The 13,794-nt window shown below is 68.8% G+C and carries 12 protein-coding genes and 1 pseudogene; 2 read left to right on the forward strand and 11 right to left on the reverse strand.

Annotated features, from left to right (window positions below; translation table 11 throughout):
* Positions 1–307: 307 nt before the first annotated feature.
* The 9 genes and pseudogenes from A5706_RS05175 to A5706_RS05215 form a co-directional block, all read right to left on the reverse strand.
* Positions 308–1,201, reverse strand: a pseudogene (locus A5706_RS05175) (serine/threonine-protein kinase); the annotation flags it as partial.
* An 81-nt stretch (positions 1,202–1,282) separates the two neighbouring features.
* Positions 1,283–1,927 carry a class I SAM-dependent methyltransferase gene (locus A5706_RS05180; RefSeq protein ID WP_068127731.1) on the reverse strand — a complete coding sequence of 215 codons (645 nt, stop codon included), beginning with the start codon at positions 1,925–1,927 and terminating at the stop codon, positions 1,283–1,285.
* A 100-nt stretch (positions 1,928–2,027) separates the two neighbouring features.
* Positions 2,028–3,650, reverse strand: coding sequence for a serine/threonine-protein kinase (locus tag A5706_RS05185; protein WP_082964207.1), 1,623 nt, complete (start codon positions 3,648–3,650; stop codon positions 2,028–2,030).
* Positions 3,651–3,724: 74 nt separating this feature from the next.
* Positions 3,725–4,429, reverse strand: coding sequence for a hypothetical protein (locus A5706_RS05190; protein ID WP_068127734.1), 705 nt, complete (start codon positions 4,427–4,429; stop codon positions 3,725–3,727).
* A 174-nt stretch (positions 4,430–4,603) separates the two neighbouring features.
* The gene (locus A5706_RS05195; RefSeq protein WP_068127738.1) at positions 4,604–4,936 is read right to left on the reverse strand and encodes a DUF732 domain-containing protein; all 333 of its coding nucleotides are present in this window, start codon (positions 4,934–4,936) and stop codon (positions 4,604–4,606) included.
* Between the two features lie 99 nt (positions 4,937–5,035).
* Positions 5,036–6,169, reverse strand: coding sequence for a BTAD domain-containing putative transcriptional regulator (locus tag A5706_RS05200; RefSeq protein ID WP_068127741.1), 1,134 nt, complete (start codon positions 6,167–6,169; stop codon positions 5,036–5,038).
* An 87-nt stretch (positions 6,170–6,256) separates the two neighbouring features.
* Entirely contained in the window at positions 6,257–6,943 is a 687-nt protein-coding gene (locus tag A5706_RS05205; RefSeq protein ID WP_068127826.1) for a hypothetical protein, read from the reverse strand.
* Positions 6,944–7,004: 61 nt separating this feature from the next.
* Positions 7,005–8,882 carry an ABC transporter ATP-binding protein gene (locus A5706_RS05210; protein WP_068127744.1) on the reverse strand — a complete coding sequence of 626 codons (1,878 nt, stop codon included), beginning with the start codon at positions 8,880–8,882 and terminating at the stop codon, positions 7,005–7,007.
* Positions 8,879–10,651 carry an ABC transporter ATP-binding protein gene (locus tag A5706_RS05215; RefSeq protein ID WP_068127747.1) on the reverse strand — a complete coding sequence of 591 codons (1,773 nt, stop codon included), beginning with the start codon at positions 10,649–10,651 and terminating at the stop codon, positions 8,879–8,881. The genes A5706_RS05210 and A5706_RS05215 overlap by 4 nt, the downstream gene beginning before the upstream one ends.
* Before the next feature lie 110 nt (positions 10,652–10,761).
* Between A5706_RS05215 and A5706_RS05220 the strand changes: the two genes are divergently transcribed.
* Together A5706_RS05220 and A5706_RS05225 are read left to right on the forward strand one after the other, a co-directional pair.
* Positions 10,762–11,328 (forward strand): DUF3558 domain-containing protein, encoded by a 567-nt coding sequence (locus tag A5706_RS05220; protein ID WP_369831803.1) that lies wholly within the window; start codon positions 10,762–10,764, stop codon positions 11,326–11,328.
* Positions 11,325–11,870: a DUF3558 domain-containing protein gene (locus A5706_RS05225; protein WP_068127751.1), complete on the forward strand. Its 546-nt coding sequence runs from the start codon at positions 11,325–11,327 to the stop codon at positions 11,868–11,870. The genes A5706_RS05220 and A5706_RS05225 overlap by 4 nt, the downstream gene beginning before the upstream one ends.
* Here A5706_RS05225 and A5706_RS05230 read toward each other — a convergent pair.
* Positions 11,867–12,379, reverse strand: coding sequence for a histidine phosphatase family protein (locus A5706_RS05230; RefSeq protein ID WP_068127755.1), 513 nt, complete (start codon positions 12,377–12,379; stop codon positions 11,867–11,869). The two genes, A5706_RS05225 and A5706_RS05230, sit on opposite strands and share 4 nt — an antisense overlap.
* A gap of 9 nt (positions 12,380–12,388) precedes the next feature.
* On the reverse strand, positions 12,389–13,789 hold the full coding sequence (locus A5706_RS05235) for an HNH endonuclease signature motif containing protein (RefSeq protein WP_068127759.1): 1,401 nt from the start codon (positions 13,787–13,789) through the stop codon (positions 12,389–12,391).
* Positions 13,790–13,794: the final 5 nt, after the last annotated feature.

Consider the following 13,794-nt stretch of genomic DNA (forward strand, 5'->3'; position numbering starts at 1 on the left):
AACCACAACAGGTCACCACCCCGCCGCCGCCGCCCGCGCAGGGCTACCCCGCGTCCGGTCCCATTCCGCGGGCCGCCCAAACGCCCCCTCCGTGGGCCCCCGAAAGCGGGCCCATTCCCGGGGCGAACCAGGCGAACCAAGCCACCCCGCCGTACTACCAGGGCGGCAGCGGCAGCTGGGGCGGCCCGCCGCCGCAGTTCACCGGGCCGGCGTCCTCGTCGTGGAATCAGCCGCCCGCCAAGCCCAAACGCAACCCGTGGCCGATCGTCGCCGCCGTCGCGGTCGTGATCGTGCTGGCCTCGGCGGTGGCGGGCAGAGTGGCTTCCTGGCTGCGACGCACGATGTTGTTGGCGTGGTCTTGGTCGGGGTCGCTGAGGGCCTCGTGCGCGGCCAGGGCCAGGTCGCCCGCGCTGGCGTAGCGGTCTTCGGGCTTTTTGGCCATGCCGCGCGCGATCACCGCGTCGAACGCCTTGGGGATGCCCGACCGAACGTCGCTCGGCTTCGGGATGGGGTCCAACAGGTGGGCGTGGACCAGGGTGCCGGCGCTGTCGGCGCGGTAGGGCGGCGATCCGGTCAGGGCCTCGTGCAGCACACAGGCCAGCGCGTAGATGTCGGCGCGGTAGGTGACCTCGTCGTTCGAAAACCGTTCCGGCGCCATGTATTTCCAGGTGCCCACCGCGGTGCCGAGCTGGGTCAGCTTTTCGTCGGTGGTGGCGCTGGCGATGCCGAAGTCGACGAGGTAGGCGAAGTCGTCGCGGGTGACCAGGATGTTGGGCGGCTTGACGTCGCGGTGCATCACCCCGGCGGCGTGGGCGGCGTCCAGGGCGGAGGCGATCTGGGTGATGATGGCCACCGCGCGCGGCGGGGTCAGCGGGCCGAACCGCTTGAGCAGGGTGTCCAGGTCGACGCCCTCGATGAGGCGCATCTCCATGTACATCTGGCCGTCGATCTCGCCGTAGTCGTGGATGGGCACCACGTGCGGTTCCTGCAAACGGCCGGCGATGCGGGCTTCGCGCTTCATCCGCTCGCGAAACACGGGGTCCTTGCTGAACGTGTCGGACATCAGCTTGACGGCGACCGTCCACTCCTTGACGGTGTGCTCGGCCTCGTAAACCTCGCCCATCCCACCGCGGCCTAGCAGCCGTTTCAGGTGATAGGGCCCGAACATCGAGCCCACCCGTGAGGCCTGCGCGTCGCTCATCCCTGACCCTCCAAACCAACCCCGGACCCGCCGACCATATCAACACCCGCCGACCCGAGCGGCCAACCGCGAGCCCCCGACTCAGCAATCATTGTTGCGAGGGCGCCGCCACAGCAGGAGATAACGCCAGAAAAGCAGCCGGCGCACGCGGGCGCCCGGCAGGGTGGTGGCCGCGACCGCACGGGCGTGCCGGATGGTCAGCGGGGCATCGAGGACCTTCGGCATCGCCTCGTTGACCGGGTCCGGCCCGTACCAGTCGCCGGAACCCGTCGCCCGGAGTGCGGCGAAGATCGCGCCCAGTGCCCGATTGGCCACCGCCGCAACGACTTCGGTGGGCGCTTCGCGGGGCAGGTCCGGTCGCGGCAGGACCACCGCGGCCAGCACGCCACCCGGGCGCAGCGCCGGCGCCAGGTGCCGCAGGGCCGCGTCGAGGGGTAGGTGATGCAACGCGGTGAGGGACACGATCGCGTCGTAATGGTCGGCCGGCAAGGGCATTTCCAGCACGTCGGCGAGGATGGGGGTGACGTTGGCCGGGGCGCGGCGCCGGGCCGCGTCGACCATCGCCGCCGACTTGTCGACCGCGTCGACGTGTTCGGCCCGCTCGGCCAGGCGCACCGCGAATGCTCCCGCGCCACAACCGACGTCGAGCACCCGCTCGCACCGCTGCGGCAGCTGGTTCAGCAGCAGCCGCTGGTAATACGCGTTGTGGTCCCAGTCAAGCGTCACTATGAGTGCGCGGCCCACCACTTGTACAGCTGATCGAGGTTCGGCCCGTTGGTATCTCCGCCGACGACCGCGAACACCAGGGTCTGCTGATTCGTCCACATCACCTTCGGCTGATCGCCCTTGTAATGGCCGCAGGCGATTTGGCCGAGGATGGTGTTCGGGTCCTTGTTGTGCCACCAGGTGCCGGGCGAGGCCTTGTCGCCCGGGCACTTGACGATCGTGTCGGTTCCGGTGAATTCGGTGAACGCGCCCTGCACCGTTTGCAGGTCACCGAACAGCGCGTAGGACGAGATCGTGGGGCCGTTGGGGTCGGTGTTCGGCCCGCACGAGACGGACACGATCGCACCCGCCATCGGTTGGGGGTCCGGCGTGCACGTGCCGGGTGGGTAGCCCGCGGGCAGCAGGCCCAGCAGCTTGCTCGCGGCGGCGGGGGGCGCGGTGGACGTCGGCGCCGGGGTGGTGCGGGTGGTCGTCCTCTTGGTCGTCGTGGTCGTGGTGGTGGTGGCCGCGGCGTTGGGGGTCTCGTTGTCGTCGTGCCCGACGCCAGCGAGATGCCGATCGCCGCGGCCACCAGGACGACGACGGCGGCGGCCGCGCCGGCGACGATGGGCCACGGGTTGCGTTTGCGCGGCGGCGCGGGCGGACGCCCATAGCCGAAGGGGGGCGGGCCGGCGAACTGCGGCGGCGGACCGGCCCACTGGGGTTGGTGCGCCGCACGATTGGGCGCCGGCGGGGCCGTGCGCGGGATGGGTCCGCTGTCGGGGGCCGGGGTCCGGGCCTGCGGCGGCCGCGGGGCCCCGGGCCGAACGACTCCTTGGGCTGCATTCAGTCCCGGCAGCGTGGCCTCCTCGCCGTGGCGCAGGATGTTGACCGCCTGGGTCTGGTCCGGGTTGGTGAGCGCGTCGTGGGCGGCGCGGGCCAGGTCGCCGGCGCTGGCGTAGCGGTCTTCGGGCTTCTTGGCCATGCCGCGCGCGATCACCCCGTCGAAGGCCCGGGGGATGCCCGAACGCTTGGCGCTGGGCTGGGGGATGGGCTCCAGCATGTGGGCGCTGACCAAGACCCCGGCGCTGTCGGATTGGTAGGGCGGCGACCCGGTCAGGCATTCGAACAACACACACGCCAACGAGTAGATGTCGGCGCGGTAGGTGACCTCGTCGTCCGAAAACCGTTCGGGCGCCATGTATTTCCACGTGCCGACGGCCGTGCCGAGCTGGGTCAGCTTCTCGTCGGTCTTCGCGCTGGCGATGCCGAAGTCGACGAGGTAGGCGAAGTCGTCGCGGGTGACCAGGATGTTGGCCGGTTTGACGTCGCGGTGCGTCACCTCGGCGGCGTGCGCCGCGTCCAGCGCAGAGGCGATCTGGGTGATGATGGCGACCGCGCGGGGTGGCGACAGCGACCCGAACTGCTTGAGCAAAGTCCCGAGATCGGTGCCCTCGATGAGGCGCATCTCCAAAAACATTTGCCCATCGATCTCGCCGTAGTCGTGGATGGGCACCACGTGGGGTTCCTGCAAACGGCCGGTGATGCGGGCCTCGCGCCGCATCCGCTCGCGGAACACGGGGTCGCTGCTGACCGATTCCGACATCAGCTTGAGCGCGACGGTCCACCCCTTGACGGTGTGTTCGGCCTCGTAGACCTCGCCCATTCCGCCGTGACCGAGGGCCCGCTTGAGTTCGTAGGGTCCGAACATCGTCCCCACCCGCGAGCCCGGCGCCCCGCTCATCGATCCTCCCAACAACCGCGACCCGCCGACCATATCAATCCGTTCCGATCTGGCCGGCCGGTCGCAGCAGGCGCTCAGTTATCGCCGGCGGGGTTGGTGACGACCATCGTCTCGCCGCTGGCGTCCCATGCCTTGAGGAAGAGCGCCATCGGAATCTTCGAGTCGCGACCCGCGTGGATGCCGCTGTCGTTCAGGTGGACGACGTTGGTCACGGTGTCGACGCCGATCACCACCACCGCGTGGTCACCGAGCGGGTTCCCCAGCTCGTCCGTCGCTTCGACCGGCACTCCCCAGATGAGTTCGGCGTTGACGCCGACGATCACCTTGTGGCCGGCGCCCAGTTCGCGCTCGAGGCCCTCCATGCCGGTAAGGAAGCCGTCGGCCGGAGCGTGCTTCTTGTCGGTGGCCACAGACCCGATTTGGTATCGGGCCAGCAACGTCGGGATGTCCGCAGGGGTGGTGCCATTGCCCGAATTGGGGTTGTGGGTATCGGCGGGCTTGGTGTAGATCGAGCCGGGATGATTGGCGCTCGGGGTCGATTGGGCCATCTTGATGATGGCCTCCTCGGAGGGCTCTTTGCCGGTGACCTGACCGATCACGTCGGCGCTCGCCATCAGCACGCAGTCGTCGTATTTCTGGTAGCGCCACCACTTGGCGGCGGCGGCGGGGTCGCCGTACATGGTGCCCGCGACGGCGCCCGACGGTGCGGCCACTCCCAACGCGACGGCTCCGGCCACCACGGCGAGCGTGGCGGTCTTGGCGATGTTGATGATCTTCATTGGTCGTCCTTTCTCGTTCCGCTGTGTTGCGGTTTGGTTGAGAAAAGGTTCCGATGTCGACCTTGTCGTTATCTCAACGAATTCTTGAAGTAACTTGTGCAGCAACCTTTTTCGGCACAAAACCAGAAATGGGGGACCCCTGATCGGGATCCCCCATTCGGGTGGGCGGGTTGGCTAGGTCAGTTGGCCGGACAGCTGCGGGCAGTAGGCCTGCGCCGCGTCGACGACGAAGTAAGCGGCCTGCTTGGTGGTGAGGTTGGTCTGGCTGAGCACCTCGGTGGCGACGTCCGTCCCGGTCTTGCCGGCGGCCAGCTCCTTGCACACCTGGTGGCCCTCCTTGATGGCCTCCTGGGGCGTGGTGAAGGTGACGCCGAGGCCCCTCATCTCGGTGATGAAGGCGTCGTCGGCGGTGCTGGCCCCGGCGGCGCCGGCGGTGGCGATCGCCAGCCCGGCGGCGGCGGCGCCGATGGCCGTGGTGACGGCTGCGGTGATGCGGGGAGAGAACATGTCGTGATCCTTTGCTGGTGGGTTCGGCCCGTCGGTGTGCTCAGCTTCGGGCGCCAGCCTTGGAGGATTCTCAATAACTTCTTGATGACATCTTGGCGGCTAGTTCTGGGTGACCTCGAAGGTGAACTCGTGCTCGCCGATGCGGATGTGATCGCCGTCGTGCAGCGGGGTCGCCGAGCGGATGCGCTCGCCCTGCACCTGCACGCCGTTGGAGGAGCGCAGGTCGTTGATGACCCAGCTGGTGCCCGTGTCGACGATGACGGCGTGATGGCGGCTGACCTTCGGGGTGTCCAGCACGATGTCGTTGGCGCTGAGGCGGCCGATGCGGGTCGCGGCCTCCTGCACGGGATAGCTCTTCCCCGACGCTTCGCGCAGATGCGCGACGGCGTTGCGCTCGGAAACCCTGGTGTGCTGATCCATGACCGTCTGCGTGACCGCGGCGGTGGTCACGGCGATCTTCTTGACGTCCAACGGCTCCTGGCGCAGGATCCGCTCGTTGAGGGCGCGCAGGTTCGGGCCCGGGTCGATGCCCAGCTCGTCGGCGAGCGTTTCCTTCACGCGGCGGTAGGCCGCCAGCGCGTCGGATTGGCGCTCGGTGAGGTAGTAGGCGGTGATCAATTGGGCCCATAGCGGTTCGCGGTAGGGGTGCTCCACGGTCAGTGCCTCGAGCTCGGTGATCACGGCAAAGGCGCGTCCGCAAGCGATTTCGGCCTCCGCCTTGGCCGTGTGCACCAGAATCTTCTCCTCTACCAGGGAGGTGGCGTAGGCGTCGACGAACTGAAAGTCGCGCAGGTCCTCGAGCACCGGCCCGCGCCATTCCGCCAGTGCCGCCGACAAATGCTTGCTCGCCTGTTCGAACCGCGAGGCGGCGGCCGCGTGCACGCCCGCGGTCTTCTCGGCGATGAATCGCCCGATGTCGCAAGCGTTGTCGGGGATGCTCAGGCGGTAGCCCGGGGGCGCGGCGGCCAGCACCAGCCGCGGGTCGATCCCGGCACCGCTGAGCAGCTTGCGCAGGTTGGACACGTAGGAGTGAATGCTGGCCCGCGCCCCCGACGGCGGCGACTCCTCCCACAGGGCCGTGATGAGCCTGTCGACGCCGACCGGACTGTTGCGGTTCATCAGCAGCATGGCCCCGACGGCCCGCTGCTTGGGGGTGCCGAGGGGAACCAGGGCCCCGTCAACGCTCATTTCCAGCGGCCCGAGCAGACCGAACTCGAGGCGTTTGTCCACCATCGCGTGTCCTACCCTCCCGTCTTCCGCAGCGTTGCGTTGATTGATTGTGATACGAACCCCGCGAATTCGGTAACACCCCAACGCGATCTAGAGCGTGACCACCATCAACTCGTCGCTGGCGTCCCACGCGCGCACGAAAAGATCGATGGGAACCTGCTCGTCGCGGCCTTCGGCGATGCCGCTGTCGTTGAGGTGAACAATGCCGCGGCCGGCGTCGACACCGGTCACCACCACCGCGTGGTCGGATGCGGGGTTGCCGCCCTTGTCCCGCGCGTCGACGGGCTCGTGCCAGATGATTTCGGCGTTGACGCTGGCGATCACCTTGTGGCCGCCGCCGAGCGCCTGCTTGAGCCCTGCGATGCCCGAGCGGATTCCGTTCACCGCGCGGTCGTCCCTGTCGATGACCACCGCGGCCACCCGGTAGCGCGCGAGCAGCGCGGGGACGTCCGCCATGCTGGCGCCGGCGCCCGAATTCGGGTCGTCCGGGTTGGCCGGCATGCTGTAGATCGGGCCCCCGTGGACCACGCTCGGGGTCGAGTGGGCCTTATCGATGATTGCCGCCTCCGAGGGCGACTCACCGGTTATCTGACCGATGACGTCGGCGCTGGACATCAGGACGCAGTCGTCGTATTGCTGCTGGTGCCAGTAGCCGCCTGCGGCGACGGGGTCGCCGTACATGGCCTCCGAGGCCGCACTGGCCGGGGCGGCAACACCGAACGCAATCGCGAGCGCCGCGAATGCGACTGTGGCCGTGGGGATCCGGTTGGGCTTCATGGCGAACATGCGCCAAGGTTCCGGCCGGGCCCTTGACGGATCCTCAACGATTTCTTGGTGTCTAAGCCTCAGTCATCGCGTAGTAGGCGCCGCGCCGCGCCAGCAGTTGGGCGTGGCTGCCCTGTTCGACGATGCGTCCCGCCTCGACGACGACGATGCGGTCGGCGTCGCGAATGGTCGAAAGGCGGTGCGCGATAATGAAACTCGTGCGGCCGCGGCGAAGTTCGCGCATGGCGCGCTGAACGAGGGTCTCGGTGCGGGTGTCCACCGAGCTGGTCGCCTCGTCTAGGATCAGCAGCCGCGGCCGGGCGAGGAACGCGCGGGCGATGGTGATGAGCTGGCGCTCGCCGGCGCTGATGTTGGTGCCGCCGCCGCTGATCGGGGTCTGGTAGCCGGCCGGCAGGGTGTGCACGAACCGGTCCACGTACGCCGCCTTGGCGGCCGCGATCACCTCGTGTTCGGTGGCGTCCGGGCGGCCGTAGGCGATGTTCTCCGCGATCGTCCCGTCGAACAGCCAGGCGTCCTGCAGCACCATGCCGATTCCCGATCGCAGCGACCGCCTGCTCACGGTGGTGATGTCGACCCCGTCGATCAGTATCCGGCCCGAGTCGACGTCGTAGAACCGCATCAGCAGGTTCACCATCGTGGTCTTGCCCGCCCCGGTCGGCCCGACGATCGCCACCGTGCTGCCCGGCTCGGCCACCAGCGACAGGTCGTGGATCACCGGCGTGCCCGGCCGGTACGAGAAGTTCACGTGCTCGAACTCGACGCGGCCGCCGTTGGACCGCGGCAATGCCCGCTCCGGGTCCGGCGGCTCCTCGGGCTCGTCGAGCAGCTCGAACACCCGCTCGGCGCTGGCCACCCCGGATTGCAGGGTGTTGTACATCCCGGCCACCTGGCTCACCGGCGCGTTGAACTGCCGCAGGTATTGGATGAAGGCCTGAATGCTGCCCAGCGTGATCTGCCCGGTGGCCACCTGCAGGCCGCCGACGACGGCGACGGCGGCGTAGCCGACGTTGCCGATGAACCCCGTCGCCGGCGCCACCAGCCCGGAGAAGAACTGGGCGCCGAAGCTGGCCCGGTAGACCTCGTCGTTGAGGCGGCGGAACTGCTCGCGCGCCGCGGCCTGGTGGCCGAACGTCCGGACCACCGTGAATCCGCTGTAGGTCTCCTCGATGTGGGCGTTCAGGCGCCCGGTGCTTCGCCACTGGGCGACGAACAGGCGCTGCGAACGCCGCGCGATCGCTCGCGTCGCCAGCAGCGAGACCGGCACGGCCAGCAGCGTGATGCCGGCCAGCAGCGGCGAGATGGACACCATCATCGCCAGCACGGCCACCACCGTCAGGGCCGCCGTCAAAAGCTGGCTGATCGTCATCGACAGCGACGACTGCACGTTGTCGATGTCGTTGGTGACCCGGCTCAGCACCTCGCCGCGTTGGCGCCCGTCGAAGTAGGCCAGCGGCAGCCGGTGGATCTTGTCCTCGACGTCGGAGCGCAGCGCGACCATGGTGCGCTGCACGGTGACGTTGAGTAGCCGGACCTGCGCCCAAATCAGCAGCGCGGAAACGACATACAGCGCCAGGGCCAGCGCCAGCGTTCGGGCCACCGCCGCGAAGTCCACGCCCCGGCCCGGCACCACGTTCATCCCGGACAGCAGGTCGGCGAACGCGTTCTGGCCCCTGGCGCGGGCGGCGGCGACGGCCTGCGCCTTGCTGATCCCGGCCGGCAGCTGCCGCCCGATGACGCCGTTGAACAGCAGGTCGGTGGCGTGCCCCAGGATTCGCGGCACGACCACCCCGATCGCCGTGCCGGTGATGCCCAGCGCGATCACCGCGAGACTCAGGCGGCGTTGCGGCGCAAGCCGTTTCACCAGCCGGGTCGCCGATGCCCAGAAGTCGCGGGAGCGTCCTGCCGCCGGTGCCACGGGCGCGAGGGTCATTGCTCACCCCCCACGCCGGCCCCCACCGACTGCGAGTCGGCGAATTCCGCGTAGGTGGCGCATTCGGTGAGCAGCGATTCGTGCGTGCCCACGCCCACCAGTTTCCCGCCGTCGACGACGATCACCTGGTCGGCCTGGGCTGCGGTGGAAACGCGTTGGGTGACAACGATTATCGTGGCCGGATTCCTGGGGCCGCACGCCCGCGCAAGCGACGCGCGCACCCGCGCGTCGGTGTGCACGTCGAGCGCGGCGAAGGAGTCGTCGAACAGGTAGATCGCGGGGCGGCGGATGACGGCCCGTGCGATCGCCAGCCGCTGCCGCTGTCCACCGGAGAAGTTGATGCCGCCCTGGGCGACGCGCATGTCCAGCCCACTATCCGGGGAACCGTGGGCGCGCACGAACCCGTCGGCGTCGGCTATCCGCAACGCCTCCCACATCTCGTCGTCCGTCACCACCTGCCCGGGAGCCGCGCCGTAGCGCAGGTTCTCGGCCACCGTGCCGGAGAAGAGGTAGCCGCGCTGGGGCACCAGCCCGATCGCCGACCACAGCCGCTCGGTGTGGTAGTCGCGGACGTCGACGCCGTCGATCAGCACGGCGCCGGCGGTGACGTCGTACAGCCGGCAGATCAGGGAGATCAGCGTCGACTTGCCCGAACCCGTGCTGCCCACGACGGCCGTCGTCGTCCCGGGCGTCGCGGTGAACGAAATGTCTTGCAGCACCGAGCGATCGGCGCCCGGATAGGTGAAGGTGGCGCCCTCCAACCGCACGACGCCCGCGATCCCGCCGCGCGGGAACCGCGGGTTCGGTGGGTCCTGCACGGCGGCGCGGGTGTCGAGCACCTCGGTGATCCGTTCGGCGCACACCGCCGCGCGCGGCAGCACCACCAATGTCATCGTGGCCATCAAGACCGCCATCAGGATCTGGGTGAAGTACACGAGGAAGGCGGTCAGGGAACCGACCTGCATCTGGCCCCGATCGATGCGCAGGCCGCCGAACCAGATCAGCGCGAGGCTGGACACGTTGATGGTCAGCGTGGTCAGCGGCAGCATGAGCGCCTGCAAGTTGCCGGCGGCCAGCGCGGTGTTCGACAGCGCGGTGTTGGCGCGGGCGAACCGGTCGCGCTCGTAGCCCTCGCGGGCGAACGCGCGGACCACCCGGACGCCGGACAGTTGGTCGCGCACCACGCGGTTGATGCCGTCGATCAGGCTTTGCATCCGGCGCAGCAGCGGCAGCATGCGCGACATGACGAAGTAGTTGGTCACGGCCATCACCGGGACGCTGACCAGCAGCAGCCAGGCCAGCGCCGCCTCCTGGTGCAGGGCCATGACGATGCCGCCCACGCACATGATCGGCGCGGTGATCAGCACGGTGCCGCCGATCTGGACCAGGTATTGGATCTGCCGGACGTCATTGGTGCTGCGCGTCAACAGGGTTGGCGCGCCGAATCGATCGGTCTCGTGCTCGGAGAACGTGGTGACGTGTTCGAAAATCGCCTGACGCAGGTCGCGGCCGAAGCCCATGCCCGCCCGCGAGCCGACGTAGACGGCCCCGACCGCGCACAGCACCTGCAGCCCGGTGACCGAAAGCATCACCATGCCGAGCCGGACGATGGTGGCGGTGTCACCCTTGGCGACGCCCTCGTCGATGATCGACGCGTTGACCGTCGGCAGGTACAGCGACGCCAGCGTGCTGGTCAGCTGGAGCGCCAGCAGCACCGCAACCAGCCGCCGGTACGGCCGGATGTACTGGCGCAGCAGTGCCAGGAGCATCTGGCTACTGTCGCATACGGCGCGCCCCGCGCTCGTCAACACGGGGCCGAAATGCCTGCTCAGGCGCGGCGTCAGCGGGTGGCCGCCGCGGTCCCGCTACAGTGCATCGTGTGACGAGCACTAGGCGAGGCGCGAGGGCGCTGGCTCTCGTGGCGTCGGCCTTAGCGATTCTGATCCCGACGATTGCGGGATGCTCGGGTTCCGGCGACAACAAACCGGGAGCGACGGCATCGTCGACGCCGGGCAACGGGGAGGGCCACCACGGGCCGATGTTCCCGCAATGCGGCGGCATCAACGATCAGACCGTGGCGGAGCTGACGAAGGTGACCGGGCTGGTGAACACCGCGCGGAACTCGGTCGGGTGCCAGTGGCTGGCGGGCGGCGGGATTCTCGGCCCGCACTTCTCCTTCTCCTGGTATCGCGGCAGCCCGATCGGGCGGGAGCGCAAGACCGAGGAGCTGTCACGCGCCAGCGTCGACGACATCAACATCAACGGCCACGGCGGCTTCATCGCCGTGGGCAACGAGCCCAACCTGGGCGACTCGCTCTGCGAGGTGGGCATCCAGTTCCAGGACGACTTCATCGAATGGTCGGTCAGCTTCAGCCAGAAGCCGTTCCCGCCACCGTGCGACATAGCCAAGGAACTGGCCCGTCAGTCGATTGCGAACTCCAAATGAGCCGGCGAACCGTTCGCGCCTGCGTGGCCCTGGTGTTCGCCGCGCTGCTGGTGTTGACCGGATGTTCGAGGTCCGTCGGGGGTAACGCCATCAAGGCGGGCGGCAACCCCCCGCGCAACAACAACTCTCAGCAGCAGTACCCGAACCTGCTCAAGGAGTGCGAGGTGTTGACCAGCGACATCCTGGCCAAGACCGTCGGCGCCGATCCGCTGGACATTCAGAGCACGTTCGTCGGGGCGATCTGCCGGTGGCAGGCTGCCAACCCGGCCGGGCTGATCGACATCACCCGGTTCTGGTTCGAGCAGGGCAGCCTGGGCGAAGAGCGCAAGGTGGCCGAGTTTTTGAAGTACAAGATCGAGAACCGCTCGATCGCGGGCATCGAGTCGATCGTGATGCGCCCGGACGACCCGAACGGCGCCTGCGGCGTGGCGAGCAACGCGGCCGGGGTGGTCGGCTGGTGGGTCAACCCCCAGGTACCCGGGATTGATGCCTGTGGGCAGGCGCTCAAGCTGATGGAGCTGACGCTGTCCACCAACAGCTAGCGCGGAACTTCGAAACCGGTCAGCGCGGCCCCGCCCGCTTCGAGTCCCTTCCACGCGCCCGGCACCGCCAGCACGGCGATGGCCGACGTCGGGAATTTCGTCGAAATGCGTTCCAGCACAGCGAGGTCCGTGCCTTGGTCAGCTGGGTCGTCGGCCAGGATGATCGCGAGCCCCGACATCGTCGGCTCGTGACCGACGACCAGCAGCGTGCCGACGTCGTCGACCGTCTCGTTGATCTCCGCGATCATCGTCCCCGGGGTGGCGCCGTAGAGCCGCTCGCTGTAGCGCACCGGTGCGTCGATTCCCGTCCGGTCCAACGTCTGCCGCGCCCGCGTCGCGGTGGAGCACAACACGGCGTCGATCGCGGGAACGTTGGCGCGCAACCAGTCCCCGGCCAGCCCGGCCTCCCGGATGCCGCGCGGCGCCAACGGCCGGTCATGGTCGGGGACTCCCTCCGGGTAGTCGGATTTCGCATGCCGCATCAACAGCAGTGTGCGCCGTTCAGTCACGGGCTCACGCTACGCTGCGTCGTCATCGTCGTCGTCGTCGTCTTCTCCGTCTTCGGTGTGGAGGAGTTTTTCGGGGTGCCAGTAGGTGTTGGTGCGGGGTTGGTCGCGGTTGAGGTGGGGTGGGGGGATCCATTCGGTTTCGCCCTTGGTGTTTTTGCGGGTGGTCCAGCCGTTGGGGTGGAGCATGCGGTGTTGGCAGCCGCAGGCGAAGGTGAGGTCGTTGACGTCGGTGGTGTGGCATTGGGCGTAGTCGGTGACGTGGTGGACTTCGCTGTAGTAGCCGGGCACGGTGCAGCCGGGGGCGGTGCAGCCGCGGTCCTTGCCGTACAACACGATTCGTTGCGCGGGGGAGGCCAGGCGTTTGGTGTGATACAGCGCCAGGGCTTTGCCGTTGTCGTCGAAGATGGCCAGGTAGTGCCGGGCGTGGCGGGCCAGGCGGATGACGTCGCTCATCGGCAGGATGCTGCCCCCGCCGGTCAACCCCCGGCCGGCGGCGGCTTCTAGTTCGGCCAGGGTGGTGGTGACGATGATCGAGGCGGGCAGCCCGTTGTGCTGGCCCAGCGTGCCCGAGCAGAGCAGCGCACGTAGCGCGGCGGTCAGCGCGTCGTGGTTGCGTTGTGCGGTCGAGCGGGCGTCTTTGTCGATGGCGTCCTGAGACGGGGGACCGTCCACGGTCGGCGTGTCATCGCTCGGGTTGCACATGCCGGGGGCGGCCAGCTTGGCCAACACCGCTTCCCACGTCGCGCGGGCTTCCGGGGTCAGGCAGCCGCGCAGTTCTGACATCCCGTCGGGGCCTTGGGGACCCAACGTCAGCCCGCGCCGGCGGGCGCGGTCGTCGTCGGTGTATGTGCCGTCGGGGTTGAGGCAGTCGGCCAACGTGTCGGCCAGCGCGCCCAGTTGTTCGGGACGAAACCGGGTGCCCTCGCTGGCCAGCTTTGCTTCGGCTTGTTCGCGGGTGGCCTGGTCGATCCAGCCGGGCAGCTGATGCCAGAACTTGCGGATGACCGCGACCTGTCCGGTGCCCAGGCTGCCTTCGCGTTGGGCGGCGGCGGTGGCGGGCAGCACCGGCGCCAACTGCTCCCCGGTCAGGCCGTGGCGCGGACCGAGCTCGGCCGCCTCGCTGATGCGCCGCGAGGCCTCGGCGCGGGTGATCAGCGTGGCCTCGGCGATCGCATGGGACAGCTTGCCGCCCAACTCCTCGGCGGTCGCCTGCCGGGCAACGGAATTGATGATCGGATGCTCCAGAGACGGTATCCGCCGGCGCATCTTCTCGAAACGCTCGAGCAACGCGAGGTGCTCGCGGGTGGTCAACGCCTCGCAGTCAAACGCGGCCAAGGCGTCGAAGTCGGCGTCCCAGCGATCCAGGGCAGCCGACAACGCCTCCCGGTCAACGACACCGTCCGAACTCATGCTCC

Origin of the sequence: Mycobacterium sp. E796, assembly GCF_001672815.1 — a bacterium.
GTDB lineage: Bacteria > Actinomycetota > Actinomycetes > Mycobacteriales > Mycobacteriaceae > Mycobacterium.

Excerpts from the sequence above, each read along its gene's own strand:
- A5706_RS05185 (WP_082964207.1), bottom strand. The coding sequence starts at position 3,650 with ATGAGCGGGGCGCCGGGCTCGCGGGTGGGGACGATGTTCGGACCCTAC.
- A5706_RS05190 (WP_068127734.1), bottom strand. The coding sequence starts at position 4,429 with ATGAAGATCATCAACATCGCCAAGACCGCCACGCTCGCCGTGGTGGCC.
- A5706_RS05195 (WP_068127738.1), bottom strand. The coding sequence starts at position 4,936 with ATGTTCTCTCCCCGCATCACCGCAGCCGTCACCACGGCCATCGGCGCC.
- A5706_RS05200 (WP_068127741.1), bottom strand. The coding sequence starts at position 6,169 with ATGGTGGACAAACGCCTCGAGTTCGGTCTGCTCGGGCCGCTGGAAATG.
- A5706_RS05205 (WP_068127826.1), bottom strand. The coding sequence starts at position 6,943 with ATGAAGCCCAACCGGATCCCCACGGCCACAGTCGCATTCGCGGCGCTC.
- A5706_RS05210 (WP_068127744.1), bottom strand. The coding sequence starts at position 8,882 with ATGACCCTCGCGCCCGTGGCACCGGCGGCAGGACGCTCCCGCGACTTC.
- A5706_RS05215 (WP_068127747.1), bottom strand. The coding sequence starts at position 10,651 with ATGCTCCTGGCACTGCTGCGCCAGTACATCCGGCCGTACCGGCGGCTG.
- A5706_RS05225 (WP_068127751.1), top strand. The coding sequence starts at position 11,325 with ATGAGCCGGCGAACCGTTCGCGCCTGCGTGGCCCTGGTGTTCGCCGCG.
- A5706_RS05235 (WP_068127759.1), bottom strand. The coding sequence starts at position 13,789 with ATGAGTTCGGACGGTGTCGTTGACCGGGAGGCGTTGTCGGCTGCCCTG.